We start from the raw sequence: 21,104 nt of genomic DNA, 5'->3' as shown, positions 1-21,104 counted from the left end.
ATATTGATTGCGATTTTTTATTATCCAATTTGACTAGTTCCGTCGTTGTAATTCAAAGTAACGCCCTCTTGAACATTGAAAATATAAACATTGAAATGAACAGAATTATCACCAACAGATTGAGCTTCCATTTGAACCCCTCTTGGTAGTAATTCATTGCCACGAAAGACTGGTGTAACACGATATCTAATGTAATGTGAACTACTTTGTTTCAAATAATAAGCAATGTCCATTTCGTGAGCTAACATTTCCGGACTATTCAATGAACGAGTTCCTGTCATTAGGTTTTTAGGATTATTATTTTGACCAGTTAATTGATAGCCAATCAAATGACTTCGATTGTACAACCAACCACCACTGATACGTTTGTTGTGCCATCCGGTTGGATTCCAGTGGAGTGGTTCACGTTTAGCAGAAGGCATCAATGATACATTCAACAAAGCATTAGCCGTCGTAACTCGATTCAAATTATCCAAGTCACCATATTTCTGCCATGCCCCATTAACTGTACTCAAATCAGCCTGTGAAAAATTAGGATTATTGTTGTTGACGATAATCTCTTGCGTGCCATTGTAATCAAGATTTGCCAGGTCTGTATTATCAGCTTGTTGGGTCTTTTGATTAGAATGTTCATTGATAAATTGTTGATCAGATGCAATCTGCTTTTGAAGTTTAGTGATCGACTTCTTTAATTTCTTATTTTTAGTAACTAACTTTTTTGTCCGTTTATGATAAGTTTGACTGCTGACGACCTCAGATTTGCCCTCTACTTCAGTCTGTTGACCGGCATAGGCAACACTTGGAATCATCAGTAAAACCATCAGTATTTTAACTAAATTTTTCATTATCTCAAGGCCCTCCGATATCCTGCATTAATGGCATCTTGTTCGGTGTTGAAGTAAACCGCATTTTTGGAGTTCATTCGATAACCACTTTGACCTGGGACATGATAAATATGTGAATTAACATTGCCGACGATTTTCCCCGAGTCGGAAGTATTCATATCCGTGTTTGATTGTGATTGGTTTTGTTGAGTTGACTGCTGAGATGCAGTGTTATTTGCTGTTTGAGCTTGTTGCTCCTGCTGCTTTTTTTGTTCTTCTTGCTGTTTTTGTTGTTGCTTTTGAACTGCAGCTTGCTGTTCCTGAGCCTTTTTCTCATCACTTTGAATCTGTTCCTTTTGTGATGCCAAAGTGTCAGCTTGTTGTTGAAGCTTTTTCTTCTTCGCTAACAAGGCAACATTTTCTTTTTTAGCGATACTGTATTTCGACTTATCAGTTTTGGTAGCCTTTTGAACCGACTCAGTCTTGGTTGCTGTATCAGAAGAATTTGATGTTGAGTCATCTTCAGAACAGCCAGAAACTACTAGCAAACACAGCAAAATACTCAATAAAGCAATAAATTTCTTGCTTGCTGTTTTGGATTGAGCCATCCCCTTGTCCCCCTTTTATTAAATATTCTTAGTTCATGTTACGGGAATTTTTTCTTGGGCTCAAGGGGAATTGTATTCGATTACGTAAAATTATTTAAAACTAGGATTTAGACTACTTTAATCCTCAAATATACTGTATTCTTTAAGTGTTGAATTCGGTTACATTATAATTAAATGAAATTGGGGGATATTATGACTAAAAAAGAACAACCTTACAATATCGGTTTAGATATCGGAACAGGCTCAGTTGGATGGGCTGTTACCAATGACAATTATGATCTACTTAATATCAAAAAGAAGAATCTCTGGGGGGTTAGATTATTTGAAGGCGCTCAAACAGCTAAGGAAACCAGACTAAATCGTTCAACAAGATGACGCTATAGAAGACGCAAAAATCGTATCAACTGGTTGAATGAAATCTTTAGTGAAGAATTAGCCAACACTGATCCTTCTTTTTTAATTCGACTACAAAATTCTTGGGTTTCTAAAAAAGATCCTGATAGAAAAAGAGATAAGTACAATTTATTCATTGACAATCCTTACACGGATAAAGAATACTATCGAGAATTTCCAACAATTTTCCATTTAAGAAAAGAATTAATCATAAATAAAAATAAGGCGGATATTCGCTTAGTCTACTTAGCACTCCACAATATTCTTAAGTATCGTGGCAATTTTACTTACGAACATCAAAAATTTAATATCTCTACTTTAAATAGCAATTTATCAAAAGAACTAATTGAACTTAATCAGCAATTAATAAAATACGACATTTCTTTCCCGGACAATTGTGATTGGAACCACATCAGTGATATCTTAATTGGCCGTGGTAATGCTACTCAAAAATCAAGCAATATTTTAAACAACTTTACATTGGATAAAGAAACTAAAAAATTGCTTAAAGAAGTCATTAATCTAATCTTAGGAAACGTAGCACATCTAAATACTATCTTTAAAACATCATTAACTAAGGATGAAGAAAAACTGAGTTTTTCTGGTAAAGATATAGAATCAAAATTAGATGATCTAGATTCCATACTAGATGATGATCAGTTCACAGTTCTAGATACAGCCAACAGAATATATAGCACTATCACTTTGAACGAGATTCTTAACGGCGAATCTTATTTTAGTATGGCTAAAGTGAATCAATACGAAAATCACGCTATTGATTTATGTAAACTACGCGATATGTGGCATACTACCAAGAATGAAAAGGCTGTTGGACTATCAAGACAAGCCTATGATGACTATATAAATAAACCAAAATATGGAACTAAAGAATTATATACTAGTTTAAAAAAATTTTTGAAAGTTGCTCTCCCAACTAATTTAGCCAAAGAAGCTGAAGAAAAGATATCCAAAGGAACATATCTAGTAAAACCACGTAATAGTGAAAATGGCGTCGTTCCTTATCAATTGAATAAAATTGAAATGGAAAAGATCATTGATAATCAAAGCCAATACTATCCATTTCTAAAAGAAAATAAGGAAAAACTACTGTCAATACTAAGCTTTCGTATACCTTACTATGTAGGACCTTTACAATCATCCGAAAAAAATCCTTTTGCTTGGATGGAACGTAAGTCTAATGGCCATGCCCGTCCTTGGAACTTTGATGAAATAGTAGATAGAGAAAAATCTTCAAATAAATTTATTCGCCGTATGACTGTAACAGATTCATATTTAGTAGGTGAACCTGTCTTACCTAAAAATAGTTTGATATACCAACGATATGAAGTTCTCAACGAATTAAACAATATTCGCATAACAGAAAATCTAAAAACAAATCCCACTGGATCTAGATTAACTGTAGAAACCAAACAACGTATTTACAACGAACTATTTAAAAACTATAAAAAAATTACCGTAAAAAAGTTAACGAAATGGTTAATTGCTCAAGGATATTACAAAAATCCTATTTTAATTGGATTATCACAAAAAGATGAATTTAATTCTACTTTAACTACTTATTTAGATATGAAAAAAATATTTGGCTCATCTTTTATGGAAAATAATAAAAATTACAATCAAATTGAAGAGCTCATTGAATGGCTAACAATTTTCGAAGATAAGCAAATATTAAATGAAAAACTTCATTCTTCTAATTACTCTTACACATCTGACCAAATCAAAAAAATATCTAACATGCGTTATAAGGGATGGGGACGTTTATCTAAAAAAATTCTTACGTGTATTACAACTGAAACTAATACCCCAAAATCTTTGCAGTTATCTAATTACTCTGTACTAGATTTAATGTGGACAACAAACAATAATTTCATTAGCATCATTTCCAATGATAAATATGACTTTAAGAATTATATAGAAAATCACAATCTAAATAAAAACGAAGATCAAAACATATCTAATTTAGTTAATGATATTCACGTCTCCCCTGCTCTTAAACGTGGAATCACGCAATCTATTAAGATAGTTCAAGAAATAGTTAAATTTATGGGACATGCACCTAAATATATTTTTATTGAAGTTACTCGTGAAACAAAAAAATCCGAAATTACTACTTCACGTGGAAAAAGAATTCAAAGATTACAAAGCAAACTTCTCAATAAAGCCAATGGTTTCAAACCACAATTACGCAAATATTTGGTTCCAAATGAGAAAATTCAAGAAGAATTAAAAAAACATAAAAATGACTTGTCTAGTGAACGAATCATGCTCTATTTCCTACAAAATGGAAAATCATTGTACTCAGAAGAAAGTCTAAATATAAACAAACTATCTGATTATCAAGTTGACCATATTTTACCTAGAACTTATATCCCTGATGATTCCTTGGAAAATAAAGCCTTAGTATTGGCTAAAGAAAACCAACGTAAAGCAGACGATTTATTATTAAATTCCAATGTAATAGATAAAAACCTAGAACGATGGACCTACATGTTAAACAACAACATGATGGGACTAAAGAAATTTAAGAATTTAACTAGACGTGTAATTACGGATAAAGACAAACTAGGATTTATTCATCGTCAATTAGTCCAAACTTCTCAGATGGTAAAAGGTGTCGCCAATATTTTGAATAGTATGTATAAAAATCAGGGAACTACCTGTATCCAAGCTAGAGCTAACCTCTCTACTGCTTTTAGAAAAGCCCTAAGTGATCAAGACGATAGATATCATTTTAAACACCCTGAATTAGTCAAAAACCGTAATATCAATGACTTTCATCATGCTCAGGATGCTTATTTGGCTAGTTTCTTAGGTACATATCGCTTACGTAGATTCCCTACCGATGAAATGTTACTAATGAATGGTGAATATAATAAATTCTACGGTCAAGTAAAAGAATTATATTCTAAAAAGAAAAAGTTACCTGACAGTAGAAAGAATGGCTTTATTATTTCTCCATTAGTGAATGGAACAACTCAATATGATAGAAATACTGGCGAAATTATTTGGAATGTCGGATTCCGAGATAAGATTTTAAAAATATTCAATTACCACCAATGTAACGTTACCAGAAAGACTGAAATTAAAACTGGCCAATTTTATGATCAAACAATCTATTCTCCTAAAAATCCCAAGTATAAGAAACTCATTGCTCAAAAGAAAGATATGGATCCAAATATATATGGCGGCTTTAGTGGAGACAATAAATCTTCCATCACAATTGTCAAAATTGATAATAATAAAATTAAACCTGTTGCTATTCCAATTCGATTAATTAATGATTTGAAGGATAAAAAAACACTTCAAAATTGGCTGGAGGAAAACGTCAAACATAAGAAATCTATTCAAATCATTAAAAATAATGTTCCCATAGGACAAATAATTTATAGCAAAAAAGTTGGTCTTTTATCATTAAACTCGGATAGGGAAATTGCTAACAGGCAACAATTAATTTTGCCTCCTGAACACTCGGCATTATTACGAATACTTCAAATACCTGATGAAGATCCAGATCAAATTCTAGCATTCTACGACAAAAATATTCTTGTTGAAATACTTCAAGAATTAATTACAAAAATGAAAAAATTTTATCCTTTTTATAAAAATGAACAGGAATTTCTAGCATCCAATATTGAAAATTTCAATCAGGCTACTACTTCTGAAAAAATAAACTCGCTAGAAGAATTGATTACTCTTTTACATGCCAATTCTACTTCAGCACATTTAATTTTTAACAATATAGAAAAAAAAGCTTTTGGAAGGAAAACTCATGGTTTAACACTCAATGATACAGATTTTATTTATCAATCTGTAACCGGCTTATATGAAACAAGAATTCACATCGAATAACAAAAAGGGCAAAAAAAAAGCCCCCACGTGGGAGCAGTCTTATGACCGTTTAACATTATTGTTTATTTTAATCTAAGTATGTCTTTCTATTTACTTAAGAACAACTACAGTTTATCGTACTTCTATTTTTATATCAATATTTTTAGGAGGAGAAATTATGGGTTGGCGAACTATTTATATTACACAGAAGGCTAAATTATCTTACAAAGCTAATCATTTGCTTATTCAAACTAATATGGACATAAAGCAAATCCCTTTTCACCAGATTAATTGTATTATCATAGCTACTACGCAATCAGTTATTACAGGATATTTGATTTCAAAGCTAGTATCCGAAAATATCAAAGTTATTTTTTGTGCCGAGGATCACAATCCTTGTGCTGAATTGAACGGTTACTATAACAATATTCAACGTAATCAAAATATTGAAAATCAAGTTTCTTGGTCTTTACCTAAAAAACAAGATTTATGGACACAAGTCGTCAAAAATAAATTGCAAAATCAGCGTTCCGTACTCGTAAGAGCCAAACTATCACCGTCTTTTTTAGATAATGAATATAGATTTATTCAAGAAAATGATTCTTCAAACCGTGAAGCAGTGATAGCTAGAAAATATTTCTTGGCACTCTTTAATGAAAATTTCTCACGCGGGAAAGATACCAAAATAAACGCCATGCTTAATTACGGTTACACCATTTTGTTGTCCGCTACTAATCAAGAAATTATTGCTCAAGGATATCTAACACAATTGGGAATCCATCATCATAGTTTAAAGAATTGTTTCAATTTATCTAGTGATTTAATGGAACCTTTTCGCCCCTTTGTTGATGATAAGGTCTTTCAAAAATTAGACTACAATTTTGATGAATATATGAAATTAGAACTAGTTGATATTTTAAATCAAGAAATCTCTTACGGTTCTAAAACTTTTATCTTAAAAAATGCTTTATCTCAATATATTCGAGATTGCATCTCATATTTAGATTCAAATCAAGAAGTAGAAATCAAAAAAGTAGGTTTTAAAGATGAGGAGTAGAGTGATGCGTTTAATAATAATGTTTGATTTACCCACTTTAACTGCTGCAGATAGAAGAAATTATCGTCAATTTAGAAAACGACTTTTAAATGACGGTTTCACGATGATGCAAGAATCAATTTACACGTGTATTTTAATTGATCGTCAATCCGCTAATTTATTGAATAAAAGGATTTCTATGTACGCCCCACAGAAGGGATTGGTTCAATCCTTAATCGTTACTGAAAAACAATTTGCATCAATTTCATTTTTAACTGGTAAAAAAGATGCTTCAGAAGAAAATACTTTTGAAAGGTTGACGGTAATATGACTAATACAATTACAGTATTTCCTTATAAGCCTTTTGAAATAAATGATGGCATAACACTACTCAATTTTCAGAATATTGATGAATTCTCTAGTTTGATTTTTAGAATTAACAAATTAAAAAATGGTGAAACTTTTTATGACGACACCAACCGAATTATTCATTTTTATACTAACGACAACGATTCTATTGAAGAACATCTAAAAGACATTAGTTTTATTGGTGATCTTGGTTCATTCAATCTCAATGCAAGTAGTCAAATGAAAATTATTTTAAAAAAGATAATCGAAGACTCACAAATAATGCTTAACGAAATTGAAAAAGTTAATACCGATTTAAATAGTGTCGTTTTTGATTCCATTACTAGGTATTCGTTGCCTCTAACCCTTGATATGTTTGCCAACTTTTAAAGTCAAAAGACATCAAGATAGATTTTAGTAACTGGACCAATTACTGTGATAAACTTATGGATGTAATCAGTTTCTATTCTGATTTCACTAATAAAAAATTGCTTATTTTTAACAACATTGGTCGACTATTGAACGTTAATCAGTTAAATGAGATACATACTTATCTAAAATCCGTTGATTTAAAGCTAGTTTCTTTAGAATCTTACCCTATGATTTTTAAGGAGAAAAAATTAAATGCTAAAGTCTATTCAATCGATAATGATCACGTTAGATTTGATTATTAGAAATTGATTAGAAAATAACGGTTTTAGAAGTATGTCTTTCTATTTACTTAAGAACTAAGAATCTTAGCCACAACAAAGATGAGAGTGTTTTAGAAGTATGTCTTTCTATTTACTTAAGAACTCCATTAGGAGTAATTGTCCACCGTATCCAAGTTTTAGAAGTATGTCTTTCTATTTACTTAAGAACTAATTCTCTAAATTCTGTCACATCCGACATCGTTTTAGAAGTATGTCTTTCTATTTACTTAAGAACTAATGTCGAAACTAAAGTCGATGAGACTAACGTTTTAGAAGTATGTCTTTCTATTTACTTAAGAACCAGAATCTCATGCGTTTGTTGGTGATTTGAAGTTTTAGAAGTATGTCTTTCTATTTACTTAAGAACCCGTTAAGCATTCTCGAAGTAACTCAGCTAAGTTTTAGAAGTATGTCTTTCTATTTACTTAAGAACCCTAGTATCGAAGAGCCAAAACAAAACGAGCGTTTTAGAAGTATGTCTTTCTATTTACTTAAGAACCGTCTGCATTATAGTTTGTTTCCACGTGTGGGTTTTAGAAGTATGTCTTTCTATTTACTTAAGAACCCGTTAAGCATTCTCGAAGTAACTCAGCTAAGTTTTAGAAGTATGTCTTTCTATTTACTTAAGAACCTAAAAAACTCTTGATCCTTGCCAAAATGATGTTTTAGAAGTATGTCTTTCTATTTACTTAAGAACCTAGCACAAATGAGAACTGCAGATGATAATAGTTTTAGAAGTATGTCTTTCTATTTACTTAAGAACCATGAGATAATCGTAAAAAATCGAGATCGTGGTTTTAGAAGTATATCTTTCTATTTTTTCAAGAACTTGCTATACTGTTCCTCGTTAAAAGATTCAAATCAATAAACCATTTTTAGTATACTTACAAGTATGCCATCTCAATTACTTGTTTTAGAAGTGAATCATCTCAAATAAAAAGCTCTAGTACAGAATCCCAAAAGATTCCAATACTAGAGCTTTTCATTTTTTTATCCTAAACTCTTCATAACATAATCACCCAAAGTCCGAACACGTTTCAAATCATCTTCATATGGATCTTGATCAATCTTCACGGAGTCAGCAACTTGTTCGCCATTACTGGAGTTCAGTTGCATTGTAAAATAATCTACGGCACGACCAAAGTGAATGTGTCCTTTGGAACTTGATCCTAACACCGCAAACTTAGTTCTTTTTAAATCAACATCTTCCAAGTCTTCATAAAAATCCTGGGCTTCTTCTGGTACTTCACCATCATTGTAAGTATAAGTATCGACAATCACAGCATCATAATTAGAAATTTCATACGCATCAGTGTCGATCATTTGTTCTAGGGTCACGTCCGCATTATTTTTTTCTAAATAATCAGTCAAATACTTGGCTAATTTTTCATTACGACCAGTCATACTAGTATAAGTTATCAAAATGTTCATCATTTACCTACCATCTAACGCTAATACGTTCTTTTTGATGTTTAGCATTAACGATTTCATCAACCATGGCTAAGGCAAAATCTGCGTAACTGATCTCGCTTTTACCATTTTTATCAAAGGTCAATTCTTCGCCAGCTAAAACATATTCGTCAGTCTTTGGTCCTTTAGCATCGAAACTAGCAGCTGGGCTAATGAAGGTCCAGTTAATGTCACTTTCACGCAAAACATCTAGTGACTTACCCATTTCTTCACTCAAAGGTTTGACACTTTCTGGGAAATCAGCTTCTTGATAAAGTTGTTTAGTATGAGCTTTATCGACGTACAAAGAACCGGCTCCACCAACAACTAACAATCTAGTGTTCGTACCTTCCAAAACTTCAATCAAGTGCTTAGTTGCGGGTACATATTGATCCACGTTAGGTCCGAAAAATCCTAGTGCATCTACTAACACATCAAAGTCTTTGACATCATCTTTTTTTAAACTATAAACGTCACGGACTAAAAATTTATCCGTTTTAGCCTTCTTTTCGTCACGCACAATTGAGGTCACGTCCATTCCACGGTCCAAAGCTTCCTCAACGATCAAAGAACCTTCTTTACCATTAGCTCCAATAACTGCTATTTTCATAATCATTACCTCCAAATTCTTTCGACAAGTTTACTTTACACAAATACGAGCAAAATCACTAAAGATAAGTCTCTTTTATAGTAAACTTGTTGTGCTAGGAGGCGGAAATTAATGGCATATCAAATTTATTTAGTAAGACACGGTAGAACTTGGTACAACGAATATGAAAAAATGCAAGGTTGGTCTGACACACCTTTGACGACTGATGGGGTCGCAGTTGCTCAAAAAGCCGCTGAATCACTCAAAAATGTCAATTTTGCGGCAGCTTTGACATCCGATATGAAACGTGCAGTCGATACTACTCGCATCATTACTAGAAGAAATAAAAATCATTTGGTACCACAAGAATTATCCGAATTCAGAGAACAGTTCTATGGCTATTTTGAGGGTCGCAGTATTGATGAATCTTGGTTTGCCATTGGTAAGCCACATCACGCTAGAGGATTTGCGGACATCGTTAATAAATACGGCTTCGATGCCACAATGGACTTCGTTAAAGAAGCCGATCCACTTCACGATGCCGAAAATTCACAAGAGTATTGGAGCCGAATCGAACGTGGTTTCAAGAAAGTCGATCAAATTGCTAAAGACGGCGACAAAATTCTTTTAGTTACTCACAGTATTACTATTTTAGGTTTTGCTATTCGCTATAAAACTAAAGATATCGTCCTAAATGACATCCCTGCTAATGCCAGTTTAACTTTACTAGAACGTGATCCAACTACAGATACTAACAAAATCACTAAGTACAACCAGTCTCTAATCAAATAATGTAGTAAGATTAAGTTACACATTACCAGGAGGATACTTTTTAATGGCAAAATACCAAATTTACTTAGTTCGTCACGGACGTACTTGGTTTAATCGTTACAACAAAATGCAAGGCTGGTCAGATACTCCCCTTGCGCCCGAGGGAATTGAAGTAGCTAAACAAGCTGCTCACGCACTAAAAGATGTCGATTTTGCGGCCGCATTCTCATCCGATGCTAGACGTGCTATCGATACTTGTAAATTAATCGTTGATGAGAATATCAATCACGATAAAATCACTCCACAAAAAATGGTGGAATTTCGTGAAGAGTTCTACGGATATTATGAAGGTATGAATTCACCCGAAGCTTGGTTCATGGTTGGTCAACCACACGGTGCTAGTTCTTTTGCAGAAATCATTGCTAAATATGGCATGGATGCTACTAAAGACTTCATGAAAGAAGCCGATCCTTTCCACGAAGCTGAAAATGCTGAAGAATATTGGAATCGTGTCGATAAAGGTTTCGAAAAATTAGACCAAATTGCTAAAGATGGCGATAAGATTCTTTTAGTTTCCCATGGAACAACGATTCGTTCTATCACTGACCGCTATAACGATGGTTCTTTCGACGTAACGGTCAGCCCTAGAAACTCTAGTTTAACAATGTTAACTCGTGATAACGGTGAAAATCACGTCACTAGCTACAATCAAATGCTCAAATAAAAAAATATTTGACAAACTAATTTTATTCATCTATTCTCAAGTCATCAATTATTAGGAGGTCCCAAACATGATTTTTATCAATGCTCAAAACTTATGTTGTTGCGGTTCGCATTCTATGCGTGCCGTCTGTTTGAGTATTTAAAAATCACAACGGACTAGTAATAAAACGCGTAGGGTGCAGATCATTTATTGATTTGCACCCTTTTTTTACGCTCAAAAACAAAGGAGAATTCATAATGAAATTCAATACAAAGTTAATTCACGGTGGCATTAGTGAGGATCAAGAAACTGGTGCTGTTTCAATTCCAATCTATCGCTCATCCACCTTCCACCAACACCAACTTGGCGCTCAACCCAAATGGGAATATGCTCGTACTGGCAATCCTACTCGTAACGCTCTAGAAGCATTGATTGCTGATATTGAAAATGGTAAAGCCGGTTTTGCTTTTAGTTCCGGTTCAGCTGCTATTCACGCAGTCTTCTCACTCTTTTCTAGTGGTGACCACATTATCATTGGTAATGACGTTTACGGTGGTACTTTCAGACTAGTCAACAAAGTTCTCAAACGCTTCGGTTTAGAATTTACCGTCGTTGACACTAGAGATCTTGTAGCTATCGAGAATGCTATTCAAAACAATACCAAAGCAATTTATTTCGAAACGCCTACTAATCCTCTTTTGAAAATCACTGATATCGAAGCTGTAGCTAAAATTGCTAAAAAGCATGATTTATTGACTATCGTCGATAATACTTTTGCCACACCATACAATCAAAATCCTTTAACTCTCGGTGTCGATATTGTCGTTCACAGTGCTACTAAATACCTTGGTGGTCACAGTGACGTCGTTGCTGGTTTAGCTGTTACGAATGATACTGAAATTGCTGAAGAATTAGCTTTCTTGCAAAATTCAATCGGTAGTGTCTTAGGACCTGACGACAGTTGGCTCTTAATGCGTGGAATTAAGACACTTGGTGTCAGAATGCGTGTCCATCACGAAAATGCTAACGCAGTTTATGACTACTTAACTAACAACGACAAAGTTGCCAAAGTTTACTATCCTGGCAATCCAGATTCAACTGGCTATGAAATTGCTAAGAAACAAATGAACGGCTTTGGCGCAATGATCTCCTTTGAATTACAACCCGGCTTAGATGCTAAGAAGTTTGTCGAGAGTTTAAAACTGATTGATTTAGCTGAAAGTCTCGGTGGCATCGAAAGTTTGATTGAGGTTCCTGCTGTTATGACCCATGCTGCCATCCCTCGAGAAATTCGTCTTCAAAATGGTATTACTGACGAATTGATTCGTTTATCAGTTGGTTTGGAAGATGAAACTGACTTACTAGACGACTTGAAACAAGCATTTGCTCAAATATAAAAAAACTGCCCATCCCTTTGATAGGATGAACAGTCTAAATGATTTTAGTGACTCAATGGGCCAACTAGTAACATAATGGCAAAACAAAGTAATCCGATTGCCGTTACATAATTGTTCCAGATCATCATTCCTCCAAAAGATACCGGTTGACCGGTACCATGCTTCATAATCGTCTTTTTATAATTACGAGCATTTCTAAATTGATACAAGGATAATAGGATAAATATAACTGAGAAAACATGTTGTGCAGTAAAAATACTAGACATCTTGGTCACCTCACCATATTCATTTATTAATTTTATTATATCTCCAAATTGTTATTTAGACGAAAAAACATCCTCAATGAGGGTGTTTTTCTTCTTTAATGATGATTATTATTTATCATCTTTCTTTTCGTCATCTTTTTTATTCAAATTTTCCATAACGAAGTCCAAAGCTTTCTTAGAATCACGTGTTAGGGCAATGTATTGTTGACCTTTTGTAGCAACTAATTGAATACCTAAACGATCAGTATCGGCTTTTAGATCATCGTAATAAGTTCTAACTTGTGGAGCTAAGACAACTAAATCATAATTTGGAAGAATATCGTGGTGAGAACCATAAGCTCCGGCACTGGCTACGATAGGTTCGTCGTATTTCTCAGCACCTTCTGTTAAAGCATTTGCTAATTGTTCACTAGTACCACCACCGGCACATAGAACTAAGACTTTAACTTGTTTATCAAGTTTCTTTGCTTCTGGATCAGATGTTTCTTCTGTTGTTGCTGTTTCTGGAGTAGCTGAATCTGTAGCTGCTGTTGCAACTGCACCTGTTGTTCCTGCAGTAGCACCGGCAAGTTCAACACCTTCTGTAGCATCGTCTTCTGCATCAACAGCTGCTTCCTTAGCAACTAGTGAAGCATCATAAGCTTTACAGAATGGAAGGTAGATCAATGTATCTAGAGCTAGTAATAGAACCATTAATACTAATGAAATTGGTTGGAAGTTAGTATCCAAGAACGCACCGATAGGCCCAGGCAATGCCCACGATAGAACGTACATGAACCCTCTCATATTGAAGACATCAATAAATAGTTTACCAACGACAACGTTGACAACTGGTGATAAAACAAATGGAATGAAGAAGTAAGGATTCAAAATGATTGGAGCACCGAACAATAGAGGTTCGTTAACGGCAAACATTACGGGAATAAATGAGGCCTTACCAATAGCTTTCAATTGCTTTGATTTCATTAAGAACATGAAGATAAATGGAACAACAAATGTAGCACCAGTACCACCAAGTTCACCAACGAAGTTACCAAAGTTTTCTGTTAGTGAGTGGAATGGGAAATGACCGGTCTTGAACAAAGCCAAGTTAGCAGTTGTATTACCATACAAAGCAGCGGTAATAGCAGGCTTTACAACTGAAGGTCCGTGGATACCCATGAACCAGAACAAAGGAATAAGGAACCAAATAATTGCCATACCAAAGTAACTTTCAGCACCTTTGAACAATGGAGCAATCAAAGTAGCAATCATAGCACTGAATGGAACATGCAACCATGCACGGATAGCAACATCAATAATACCCATAGCAATGATTGAGAATGAGAATGGGAAGACATCACGGAAGTTTTGGGAAATAGCACCAGGAACTTCCTTAGGCATCTTGATAGTAATATCTTTCTCAACACAGAACTTGTAAATATGTACTGTTAAGAAAGCTGAAACAAAGGCTGATAGGATACCTTTTGTACCAAAGTAGTCGCCTAAGTAAGCACCACTCTTAGTAGTACCGATAGCCAAAAGCATGAAACCACACATTGCGGCCATCATAGTAGATGTACTATTAATAAATCTACTACCTTTAATACGTTGGTTCATAGAACCTGTGAAGGCTTTAGCTGTTGTCCCCGCAACGTAGAACCCTACAAATCCCATAGTATAGTTATAAATTTTGTTAAACCAATTGTTTAGATCAGTTGGTAGGTTAACTCCAAACAATGGTGGAACAGATGTTAAAAGAATGAAAATACTTGAGAACAAGATAATCGGCATAGCTGCCAAGAATCCATCCTTGATAGCCATCAGATAAACGTTCTTTGAAATTTTATCAAAGAATTTCTGGTGCTTTTCCAATCTATCAATAATAAACTGCATAATTACACCCCTTTTATAATTTCATAAAAAAATGACCGCAATTGGGCAAGGTACGACAAAGTACCAAGCACCAACTGCGGTCATGCCTAATTTAATAGTAACAATCCACAACTAGAAGCTATTTCATTGTGTCAGCAAGTGCCTTGTACCACAAAGCACTCTTCTTGATGTAACGTTTTTGTGTTGCAAAATCTACAAAGAACAAACCATAACGTTTGTTGTATCCATTGGCCCATGAGAATTGATCTTGAAGCGACCAAATAAAGTAACCATTTACATTGACCCCTTCACTACGAGCCTTCAAAATTGCTTCCATGTGTTGATCGACGAAATCGATACGTTTGTCGTCATTGATAATCGTGTCATCAGTCACATTTTCTGGCAATTCCTCTTTTAGTCCTAAACCATTTTCAGTAATGAAAATTTCTTTACTGTTTGGATATTCAGAACTTACTCGTTTCAAAATGTCATACAAACCTTCTGGATAGATGTTCCAATCCCAATCAGTTGTTGGGATATTAGGATTTTTAACTGCTTGACCAACTCCTTTGAATTTGAATGATGAGGTACCCTTCTCACCAGTACCATTGAAATGATTAGTACTTTCACCGTTATATGCGGCGAAGAATGATGGTTGATAATAGTTCAAACCAAAGTAATCATTTCGTGTCGAGGCTTTCTTCAAGATATCCATATCGCCATCTTGAATATCTAACTTAGCATCGTTAGCGTCAAGAATCTCATTGATAAGTTTCATTGTCTTATCAGTGTATTCACCTTTGAATGTCCCATCTAGTAAGAAGGCATTCATGAAGGCATCACTAAGGTCGGCTGCGTGTTGATTTTCTGGCGTATTTGGATATGGATAAACTGGTTGAAGTACATGAATCAAACCAATCTTGCCCTTGTAACCACCATCTTTGAACAAGTTGACTACTTTAGCATGTGCTAGTAGTTCGTTATGTTCAGCTTGAATGGCACTAGTTACATCGAACTTGTGGCTTGGTGGGAAGTTTCCTTGGATATATTGTGAATATGCTAGAGAAATCAATTCATTGATTGTAAACCAATGAGTAACTTCTGGGAATTCGTCGAAACAGAATTTCGCATAATCAACAAAATGATCAATATTCTTGCGGTTCAACCAATCGCCATCATCAAACAATGTCTTTGGAGAATCAAAATGATGTAGCGATACATATGGTTCAATGCCGTTATCTAAGCATTCCTTAAATAATCTGTGGTAGTAATCAACCCCGGCTTGAACTGGTTCTCCATAACCTTTAGGGAAGATTCTTGTCCAAGCAATTGAAACACGGATAGCATTCAAACCGTATTTCTTAGATAGGCGAATATCTTCAGGATATAAATGATAAAAATCACTGGCTGGATCTGGAGCAAAACGACCTTGAGCTTTCAAATAGTCATCCCACATCGTTTTACCTTTGCCATCAACTTTTGTAGCACCTTCTACTTGATATGCGGCAGTAGCGCCACCCCAAACAAAGTCTTTGGGCAATTTTTTCACACGATTTAATTCAATACTCAAACCCTTACCTCCTCTATTTCATATTCAAATTACGTTCGATCTTGTCGATACGCTTGTACTCATCAATGAAGAACTTGACCTCATCCATCAACATCATCGTTGTCATCAAAGTATCTTGTCCGTGAACCATGATGAAGGTAACATCCATATCTTCACCACCGGCTTCTTTACTCAAAAGCTTAGTTTGTTCATTGTGGGCATCAACGATTGATTGGTTAGCTTCATCGACACAAGCTTCAGCCTTGTCAAATTCACCCTTCTGAGCATGTTGTAATGCCTCGATCAAACTAGTTTTAGCATCACCAGCGTAAGCAACGATGGAAAAACCAGTCATTGATATTTCTTCTTTAGTAGCCATAAGAGAAACCTCCCTGAATTTCTTTATTTTTCTTGTATTATTCTTTGGATATGAATTAGAAAGTAGAGCAATTCATTATCATTCAAGTTAATATCCAGTCTTCTTTGAATCTTGTCACAAATTTCACTGGCAATCTTATAAGATTTTGGATATAACTTTCGAAAATCCGATTCGATATCTCGGTTCAAAATTCTTTTATCTTGTTCATGTGTTTGAATTCTCGCAACCAAATATTGGAGATGAATCATCAGACGGTCAAAATAATTCTGATTAGTGATATTTCTTGTGATTCCGTATTCTTTAAAAACTGTCTTAACGATTTTATTGACGTTATCACCGAAATTAGCTTGTTCTACTTTCTCCTTTTCCTCAGAGTTCTCACTCCCATGAGCATTGATAAAGTGCAAAGCAATTGCTTGGGCCGCATCTTTTGGAAAACGAACATTCAAATCATGATTAATCATCTCAACAGCTTTGTCCGCAATCTCATACTCAGTAGGATATTTGTCACGTATGTCAGGTGCGGTACTCTTTTGATACTTTCCTGCCATGATGTGCTTGTAAGTTTGTGCAATGTGGTCTGTTAACGTTACGTAGATGTAATCCAAAACTGGGTAGTGATAGGTTTGCTTTGCCATCTCAATGATTGAAAAGCTTGTCATCGTGATATCGATCGGTACGTCCTTGAGCAAGGTACCAAAACGATGCTTTGCTTCTTTGGTGTTTAGATAAAAGATCCGTTCAACTTGAGTTGGCGAAATATCATCTCCATGACGTTTTTGGAAGCCAACACCTTTACCTTGAACAATTGCCTGATCAGAATTATCTACGTCCACAAGAACTGTATTATTGTTATAAACTCGATTCACTACTAACAATGCCATCCATTCATCCCCCCTCTTTTCGAAAAAAAAGACCATGATCCCCACCCAAATAAAGTGAGGTTCATGGTCATGCCTAATTTAATAGTAACAATCCACGTGTTATTTAACTTACGACGTTAGTATAACTTCTATTGCCAATTTTGTAAACGCTTTAATTATAAAAATTGTTAAAAATTTTCATAATCCAATTATTTACCGGTCTACTTTTCAACCAAAAAAGTCATTGCTCTAGTCCGCTAATTATATGTAAGGAAGTGGTTTTTTTCATAAACCAAAATTAAAATATGATTAATTTAATAAAAAAGTTTTTTTCGTTTAAAATAAAGCGCTTAATCAATTGTCTAACAACAAGTTTAAACATTTTTATTTTTAGTAATATTAAATTTATTCTAATTATTACTACCAGTTTTATGAAAAATGCTTTAAACTATTACTAAGCTCGTATTTGAAAGGAGTTCTTTAACGTATGTCGAAATCTACACAAGCTATCGAATCTAAAGCATTTTATATTAACCCTAATCGATCAGTTGCCGTTGTTAATTACAATGAGGAGTATATCCAAGATATTGTTCAATTAGTCAACAGCCAAGGTTTCCACAACTTAGTTGACCTATATTTAAAGGAAAGCCAACTAGCTGTGACAAATAAAGTCGAAGGCCTAGCCGCTGATACTTACATCAATATTCTCAAGGCTATTTTGGTCGACGATAAACCTGCATATGAAAAGTATGGCAATGAACAGATCTTAAAGAGTATTGAAGATTTCTATTCATATTACCGTTCATATTTTAGAGTTTCTCTAATCAACAAACATGACAGTGCCATTGTCAAAAGTAATTTCATGAATATCGATAACCGATTCAATGAAGTTGTTATCAGCTTATACCGTGCTATCGAAGAAAAGCTTCAAGGATTTGCTAACCGTACTTATCGTCAAATCAATGCAGGTACTAATGCCTGTGTACTAACTCAATCGATCAAATGGGACACTCCTAAAAAGTATCAACCACTTGAAAGCATCCGTTTCTTGGACACAATCATGCTACGTCCACCAATGATGATGCACACTAAGAGTAATAAACGTGAAGGTGTCTTCAGTGCCGTTCCAACTAACCCTATCGAAAAATTCGACGGTACTCAAAATGACTGGTATTGCTTCCCTGCTAAAATTGGTGAAAGTTTAGCCTTCATCTACTTCCACCGTGACTACTTTGTTAGTGGTATCGCTTTGGCTAATTTGTTTGAAGTTGCTGATAAGGAAAGTATCGAAGGTAAGAAACCCGACGAAATTATCCTCTTTGGTCTCAAAGAAACAGAAGGCGACGTCAGCCACTACTATCACGATGAAGAAAATGATATTTGGGTCGGCGAAGTTCCTTACAACGATAAGACAACTTACTTCGGTTACATGAAGAAAATGTGCTTAACAGTTCACAATTTACACATGATTTATGAAAACCGTCTTCCAATCCATGGTTCAATGGTTAATATCAGTTTCTCAAATGGTAAAACTAAATCAGTCGTCTTCTTCGGTGATTCTGGTGCCGGAAAGTCAGAATCAATCGAAGCCTTGCAAGAGGTTGCGGATGATAAAATTATCAACATTGAAACTATTTTTGATGATATGGGTAGTTTTGCTTTTGATGACGACGGAAATATTTATGCTCAAGGTACAGAAACTGGTGCTTTCGTCCGTTTGGATGATTTGAGCAGTTCCGTTGCCTTCAACAATATGGATCGTGGTATCTACTTGAATCCAGAATTGAAGAATGCTCGTGTTATCTTGCCTGCCAATACTTACAAGCGTGTCATCGAACATCATTCAATCGACATGTGGGTTTATGCTAACAACTACGATTCAGAAATTGGTTTGCATCAATTCCCTAACGAAGAAGAGGCCAAAGCAACATTCATCGCCGGTAAGCGTAAAGCTCTAGGTACAACTGATGAAGTTGGTATGACTACTACTTTCTTCGCTAACCCATTTGGACCCGTTCAAGAAGAAGCAAAGACTCGTCCAGTTATCGATAAAGTCTTCAACAAGTTATACAAAGACAATGTTTACGTTGGTGAAATTTATACTCACTTGGGCTATGACAAGTCTAAAGCTAGTTTGAATGAATCAGCCAAAGAATTGTTGTCAGAGTTAATGAATAACTAAGACTATCAAAAAACGCTACTCAATTTTTATTTGGTTCTTTCTCAAGTTAGGTTACTGCTAGATGTCGTCGTCCGTTCTGCTTTGTGGATGCTGGAACGTACTGGGCGCAACTTGAAGCTAATTCCAGACCCGGGAATCATCTCCAAGCTTGACCTTTCACTAAGCGATAAATCGCTAAGTGAAATTTCAGTACTGAGCATCCACAAAGCTGCCACTACCGACTGAATAACGACAGTTATTATTTATTTCAGGTAAATCAAAATAGCATCAATTCAGATATAGCAAATTAACTATTCATCTGAATTGATGCTTATTTGTTTGATTATAAAAAATATAGAACCACTATCTAGTCCGGAATAGCAAAGAAAATTGGCTCAGCCGTGAAATTTCTCTTGGCAATTTATTGCCTAGTGAAAGACCGAGCTTGAAGACTTTGCCCGATTTTGGGTTTAGCAAAGGCTCCAAGTCGTGTCCACAGCGTTCCAGCCAAATTTTCTTTGCTATGGAGGACGGAATATTACTACTAACCGAAGTTAAAAAAGAACCCTTATTTCGAGTAACGTTTTTTTAATTGTATTTTTGATTTATTTTATTAGTTAATTTATCCAATTCGCGTGCCAATTGTTTATCTGCTTTTTTTACAGTGGGATTATTCAATTGGTATTTTTTTGTCTTCGAATCTTTGACCCAGAAATTATACTTTGCACCATCAATAGCAAAGGAATTCTTAATTGTAAAACCACTTTGCTTCAAGGCTGTATTGTATTCCAGAGGTTCATCCAAATGTATCGGCATCAACCCCGTTATAATCTCTGAACCAATATCAGGTAGTGGAAATTCATCGTGCTTGATCAACATTTTATGGTCAAAATCTTTTGGCTTGCTCATGTTAGCATACCAACGGTCGAATGAAACAACACCTCCATTTAGAGCTACGAAATAACTCTTATTTTGGAGCGTCTTATCCCCACTAAGAACTTTATCGATATGAATTGTCGCTTTAGTGTAGGCTCTGTTTTTGGGACTATGCATTTTTTCCAAATTAACAATCGTGCCCTTAATTAAAGCCTGATTATGATTCTTCAATTGATTCAAAGTCGTACCAACATAAGTTGATTCGTCCCTTAAAACATCACTTTGAATCACATCGGCATCGGCAATTTCTTTTTCCCATGCCTTTCTATTCTTTTTCAACAATTGAACTTGTTTTGATTGTCTAGTTTGGTTTTCGTGTACTGATTTTACACTACACGCAAATAACGGTAGCATAACGGTTAATGCCACCAAAATAATTAGTATTTTTTTCATCGGTCATCCCCTCGTTTCAATTATCTCACGTCTCAGACAACCGT

The 21,104-nt window shown here is 34.8% G+C and carries 20 protein-coding genes and 1 CRISPR repeat array; of the genes, 10 read left to right on the top strand and 10 right to left on the bottom strand.

Annotation, left to right across the window (positions count from 1 at the left end; all coding sequences use genetic code 11):
• Window positions 1-20 precede the first annotated feature (20 nt).
• A complete protein-coding gene (locus tag G6534_RS11205) occupies window positions 21-845 on the bottom strand; it encodes a DNA/RNA non-specific endonuclease (RefSeq protein ID WP_182082884.1) in 825 nt (274 codons plus the stop codon).
• On the bottom strand, window positions 845-1,432 hold the full coding sequence (locus tag G6534_RS11200) for a sunset domain-containing protein (RefSeq protein ID WP_182082883.1): 588 nt from the start codon (window positions 1,430-1,432) through the stop codon (window positions 845-847). Before G6534_RS11200 ends, G6534_RS11205 begins: the two co-directional genes overlap by 1 nt.
• Window positions 1,433-1,624: 192 nt before the next feature.
• On the opposite strand from G6534_RS11200, the gene G6534_RS11195 reads away from it, so the two are divergent.
• From G6534_RS11195 to csn2, 6 genes are all read left to right on the top strand, one after another.
• Window positions 1,625-1,807 carry a hypothetical protein gene (locus G6534_RS11195; protein ID WP_182082882.1) on the top strand — a complete coding sequence of 61 codons (183 nt, stop codon included), beginning with the start codon at window positions 1,625-1,627 and terminating at the stop codon, window positions 1,805-1,807.
• A gap of 33 nt (window positions 1,808-1,840) precedes the next feature.
• Complete coding sequence (cas9, locus tag G6534_RS11190) at window positions 1,841-5,695, top strand: type II CRISPR RNA-guided endonuclease Cas9 (protein WP_182082881.1); 3,855 nt, start codon at window positions 1,841-1,843, stop codon at window positions 5,693-5,695.
• Window positions 5,696-5,852: 157 nt separating this feature from the next.
• On the top strand, window positions 5,853-6,731 hold the full coding sequence (gene cas1 / locus G6534_RS11185) for a type II CRISPR-associated endonuclease Cas1 (RefSeq protein ID WP_182082880.1): 879 nt from the start codon (window positions 5,853-5,855) through the stop codon (window positions 6,729-6,731).
• 4 nt (window positions 6,732-6,735) lie between these two features.
• Entirely contained in the window at window positions 6,736-7,041 is a 306-nt protein-coding gene (cas2, locus tag G6534_RS11180) for a CRISPR-associated endonuclease Cas2 (protein ID WP_182082879.1), read from the top strand.
• Window positions 7,038-7,448 carry a P-loop NTPase family protein gene (locus G6534_RS11175; protein ID WP_182082878.1) on the top strand — a complete coding sequence of 137 codons (411 nt, stop codon included), beginning with the start codon at window positions 7,038-7,040 and terminating at the stop codon, window positions 7,446-7,448. Before cas2 ends, G6534_RS11175 begins: the two co-directional genes overlap by 4 nt.
• A gap of 11 nt (window positions 7,449-7,459) precedes the next feature.
• Window positions 7,460-7,732: a type II-A CRISPR-associated protein Csn2 gene (gene csn2, locus G6534_RS11170; protein ID WP_182083304.1), complete on the top strand. Its 273-nt coding sequence runs from the start codon at window positions 7,460-7,462 to the stop codon at window positions 7,730-7,732.
• 20 nt (window positions 7,733-7,752) lie between these two features.
• Window positions 7,753-8,580: direct repeats of the CRISPR family, unit length 36 nt; unit sequence GTTTTAGAAGTATGTCTTTCTATTTACTTAAGAACC.
• Between the two features lie 160 nt (window positions 8,581-8,740).
• On the opposite strand, the gene G6534_RS11165 is transcribed toward csn2, so the two are convergent.
• Together G6534_RS11165 and G6534_RS11160 are read right to left on the bottom strand one after the other, a co-directional pair.
• Window positions 8,741-9,184, bottom strand: a complete 444-nt coding sequence (locus G6534_RS11165; protein WP_182082877.1) for a flavodoxin domain-containing protein — start codon at window positions 9,182-9,184, stop codon at window positions 8,741-8,743.
• A 4-nt stretch (window positions 9,185-9,188) separates the two neighbouring features.
• Window positions 9,189-9,809: an NAD(P)-dependent oxidoreductase gene (locus G6534_RS11160; protein ID WP_182082876.1), complete on the bottom strand. Its 621-nt coding sequence runs from the start codon at window positions 9,807-9,809 to the stop codon at window positions 9,189-9,191.
• 111 nt (window positions 9,810-9,920) lie between these two features.
• On the opposite strand from G6534_RS11160, the gene G6534_RS11155 reads away from it, so the two are divergent.
• The 3 genes from G6534_RS11155 to G6534_RS11145 all read left to right on the top strand — a co-directional run bounded on the left by G6534_RS11155 (window position 9,921) and on the right by G6534_RS11145 (window position 12,659).
• Complete coding sequence (locus G6534_RS11155) at window positions 9,921-10,580, top strand: histidine phosphatase family protein (protein ID WP_182082875.1); 660 nt, start codon at window positions 9,921-9,923, stop codon at window positions 10,578-10,580.
• Window positions 10,581-10,623: 43 nt separating this feature from the next.
• Window positions 10,624-11,283 carry a histidine phosphatase family protein gene (locus tag G6534_RS11150; protein WP_182082874.1) on the top strand — a complete coding sequence of 220 codons (660 nt, stop codon included), beginning with the start codon at window positions 10,624-10,626 and terminating at the stop codon, window positions 11,281-11,283.
• A 236-nt stretch (window positions 11,284-11,519) separates the two neighbouring features.
• On the top strand, window positions 11,520-12,659 hold the full coding sequence (locus tag G6534_RS11145) for a trans-sulfuration enzyme family protein (RefSeq protein WP_182082873.1): 1,140 nt from the start codon (window positions 11,520-11,522) through the stop codon (window positions 12,657-12,659).
• A 44-nt stretch (window positions 12,660-12,703) separates the two neighbouring features.
• On the opposite strand, the gene G6534_RS11140 is transcribed toward G6534_RS11145, so the two are convergent.
• The 5 genes from G6534_RS11140 to G6534_RS11120 all read right to left on the bottom strand — a co-directional run bounded on the left by G6534_RS11140 (window position 12,704) and on the right by G6534_RS11120 (window position 17,591).
• The gene (locus tag G6534_RS11140) at window positions 12,704-12,925 is read right to left on the bottom strand and encodes a hypothetical protein (RefSeq protein ID WP_182082872.1); all 222 of its coding nucleotides are present in this window, start codon (window positions 12,923-12,925) and stop codon (window positions 12,704-12,706) included.
• 108 nt (window positions 12,926-13,033) lie between these two features.
• Window positions 13,034-14,800, bottom strand: a complete 1,767-nt coding sequence (locus tag G6534_RS11135) for a PTS lactose transporter subunit IIBC (protein WP_182082871.1) — start codon at window positions 14,798-14,800, stop codon at window positions 13,034-13,036.
• Between the two features lie 118 nt (window positions 14,801-14,918).
• Complete coding sequence (gene lacG, locus G6534_RS11130; RefSeq protein ID WP_182082870.1) at window positions 14,919-16,349, bottom strand: 6-phospho-beta-galactosidase; 1,431 nt, start codon at window positions 16,347-16,349, stop codon at window positions 14,919-14,921.
• Between the two features lie 13 nt (window positions 16,350-16,362).
• Complete coding sequence (locus G6534_RS11125) at window positions 16,363-16,707, bottom strand: PTS lactose/cellobiose transporter subunit IIA (protein ID WP_010018965.1); 345 nt, start codon at window positions 16,705-16,707, stop codon at window positions 16,363-16,365.
• Window positions 16,708-16,730: 23 nt separating this feature from the next.
• Entirely contained in the window at window positions 16,731-17,591 is an 861-nt protein-coding gene (locus G6534_RS11120; protein ID WP_238788898.1) for a PRD domain-containing protein, read from the bottom strand.
• Window positions 17,592-18,057: 466 nt separating this feature from the next.
• Here G6534_RS11120 and G6534_RS11115 point away from each other — a divergent pair, with 466 nt between their 5' ends.
• A complete protein-coding gene (locus G6534_RS11115; RefSeq protein ID WP_119318580.1) occupies window positions 18,058-19,752 on the top strand; it encodes a phosphoenolpyruvate carboxykinase in 1,695 nt (564 codons plus the stop codon).
• Between the two features lie 567 nt (window positions 19,753-20,319).
• On the opposite strand, the gene G6534_RS11110 is transcribed toward G6534_RS11115, so the two are convergent.
• Window positions 20,320-21,060: a hypothetical protein gene (locus G6534_RS11110; protein ID WP_182082868.1), complete on the bottom strand. Its 741-nt coding sequence runs from the start codon at window positions 21,058-21,060 to the stop codon at window positions 20,320-20,322.
• Between the last annotated feature and the right edge of the window lie 44 nt (window positions 21,061-21,104).

Origin of the sequence: Companilactobacillus pabuli (assembly GCF_014058425.1) — a bacterium.
GTDB classification, from domain to species: domain Bacteria; phylum Bacillota; class Bacilli; order Lactobacillales; family Lactobacillaceae; genus Companilactobacillus; species Companilactobacillus pabuli.
The sequence above is the reverse complement of the archived record's forward strand: the minus strand, read 5'-3'. Positions and strand labels throughout refer to the sequence as shown.

Coding starts and splice junctions, on each gene's coding strand:
- G6534_RS11135 (WP_182082871.1), bottom strand. CDS start 14,800: ATGCAGTTTATTATTGATAGATTGGAAAAGCACCAGAAATTCTTTGAT.
- G6534_RS11205 (WP_182082884.1), bottom strand. CDS start 845: ATGAAAAATTTAGTTAAAATACTGATGGTTTTACTGATGATTCCAAGT.
- cas1 (WP_182082880.1), top strand. CDS start 5,853: ATGGGTTGGCGAACTATTTATATTACACAGAAGGCTAAATTATCTTAC.
- cas2 (WP_182082879.1), top strand. CDS start 6,736: ATGCGTTTAATAATAATGTTTGATTTACCCACTTTAACTGCTGCAGAT.
- G6534_RS11160 (WP_182082876.1), bottom strand. CDS start 9,809: ATGAAAATAGCAGTTATTGGAGCTAATGGTAAAGAAGGTTCTTTGATC.
- G6534_RS11125 (WP_010018965.1), bottom strand. CDS start 16,707: ATGGCTACTAAAGAAGAAATATCAATGACTGGTTTTTCCATCGTTGCT.
- G6534_RS11120 (WP_238788898.1), bottom strand. CDS start 17,591: ATGGCATTGTTAGTAGTGAATCGAGTTTATAACAATAATACAGTTCTT.
- G6534_RS11115 (WP_119318580.1), top strand. CDS start 18,058: ATGTCGAAATCTACACAAGCTATCGAATCTAAAGCATTTTATATTAAC.
- G6534_RS11150 (WP_182082874.1), top strand. CDS start 10,624: ATGGCAAAATACCAAATTTACTTAGTTCGTCACGGACGTACTTGGTTT.
- G6534_RS11165 (WP_182082877.1), bottom strand. CDS start 9,184: ATGATGAACATTTTGATAACTTATACTAGTATGACTGGTCGTAATGAA.
- G6534_RS11200 (WP_182082883.1), bottom strand. CDS start 1,432: ATGGCTCAATCCAAAACAGCAAGCAAGAAATTTATTGCTTTATTGAGT.
- G6534_RS11145 (WP_182082873.1), top strand. CDS start 11,520: ATGAAATTCAATACAAAGTTAATTCACGGTGGCATTAGTGAGGATCAA.
- G6534_RS11195 (WP_182082882.1), top strand. CDS start 1,625: ATGACTAAAAAAGAACAACCTTACAATATCGGTTTAGATATCGGAACA.
- G6534_RS11140 (WP_182082872.1), bottom strand. CDS start 12,925: ATGTCTAGTATTTTTACTGCACAACATGTTTTCTCAGTTATATTTATC.
- G6534_RS11175 (WP_182082878.1), top strand. CDS start 7,038: ATGACTAATACAATTACAGTATTTCCTTATAAGCCTTTTGAAATAAAT.
- G6534_RS11155 (WP_182082875.1), top strand. CDS start 9,921: ATGGCATATCAAATTTATTTAGTAAGACACGGTAGAACTTGGTACAAC.
- G6534_RS11110 (WP_182082868.1), bottom strand. CDS start 21,060: ATGAAAAAAATACTAATTATTTTGGTGGCATTAACCGTTATGCTACCG.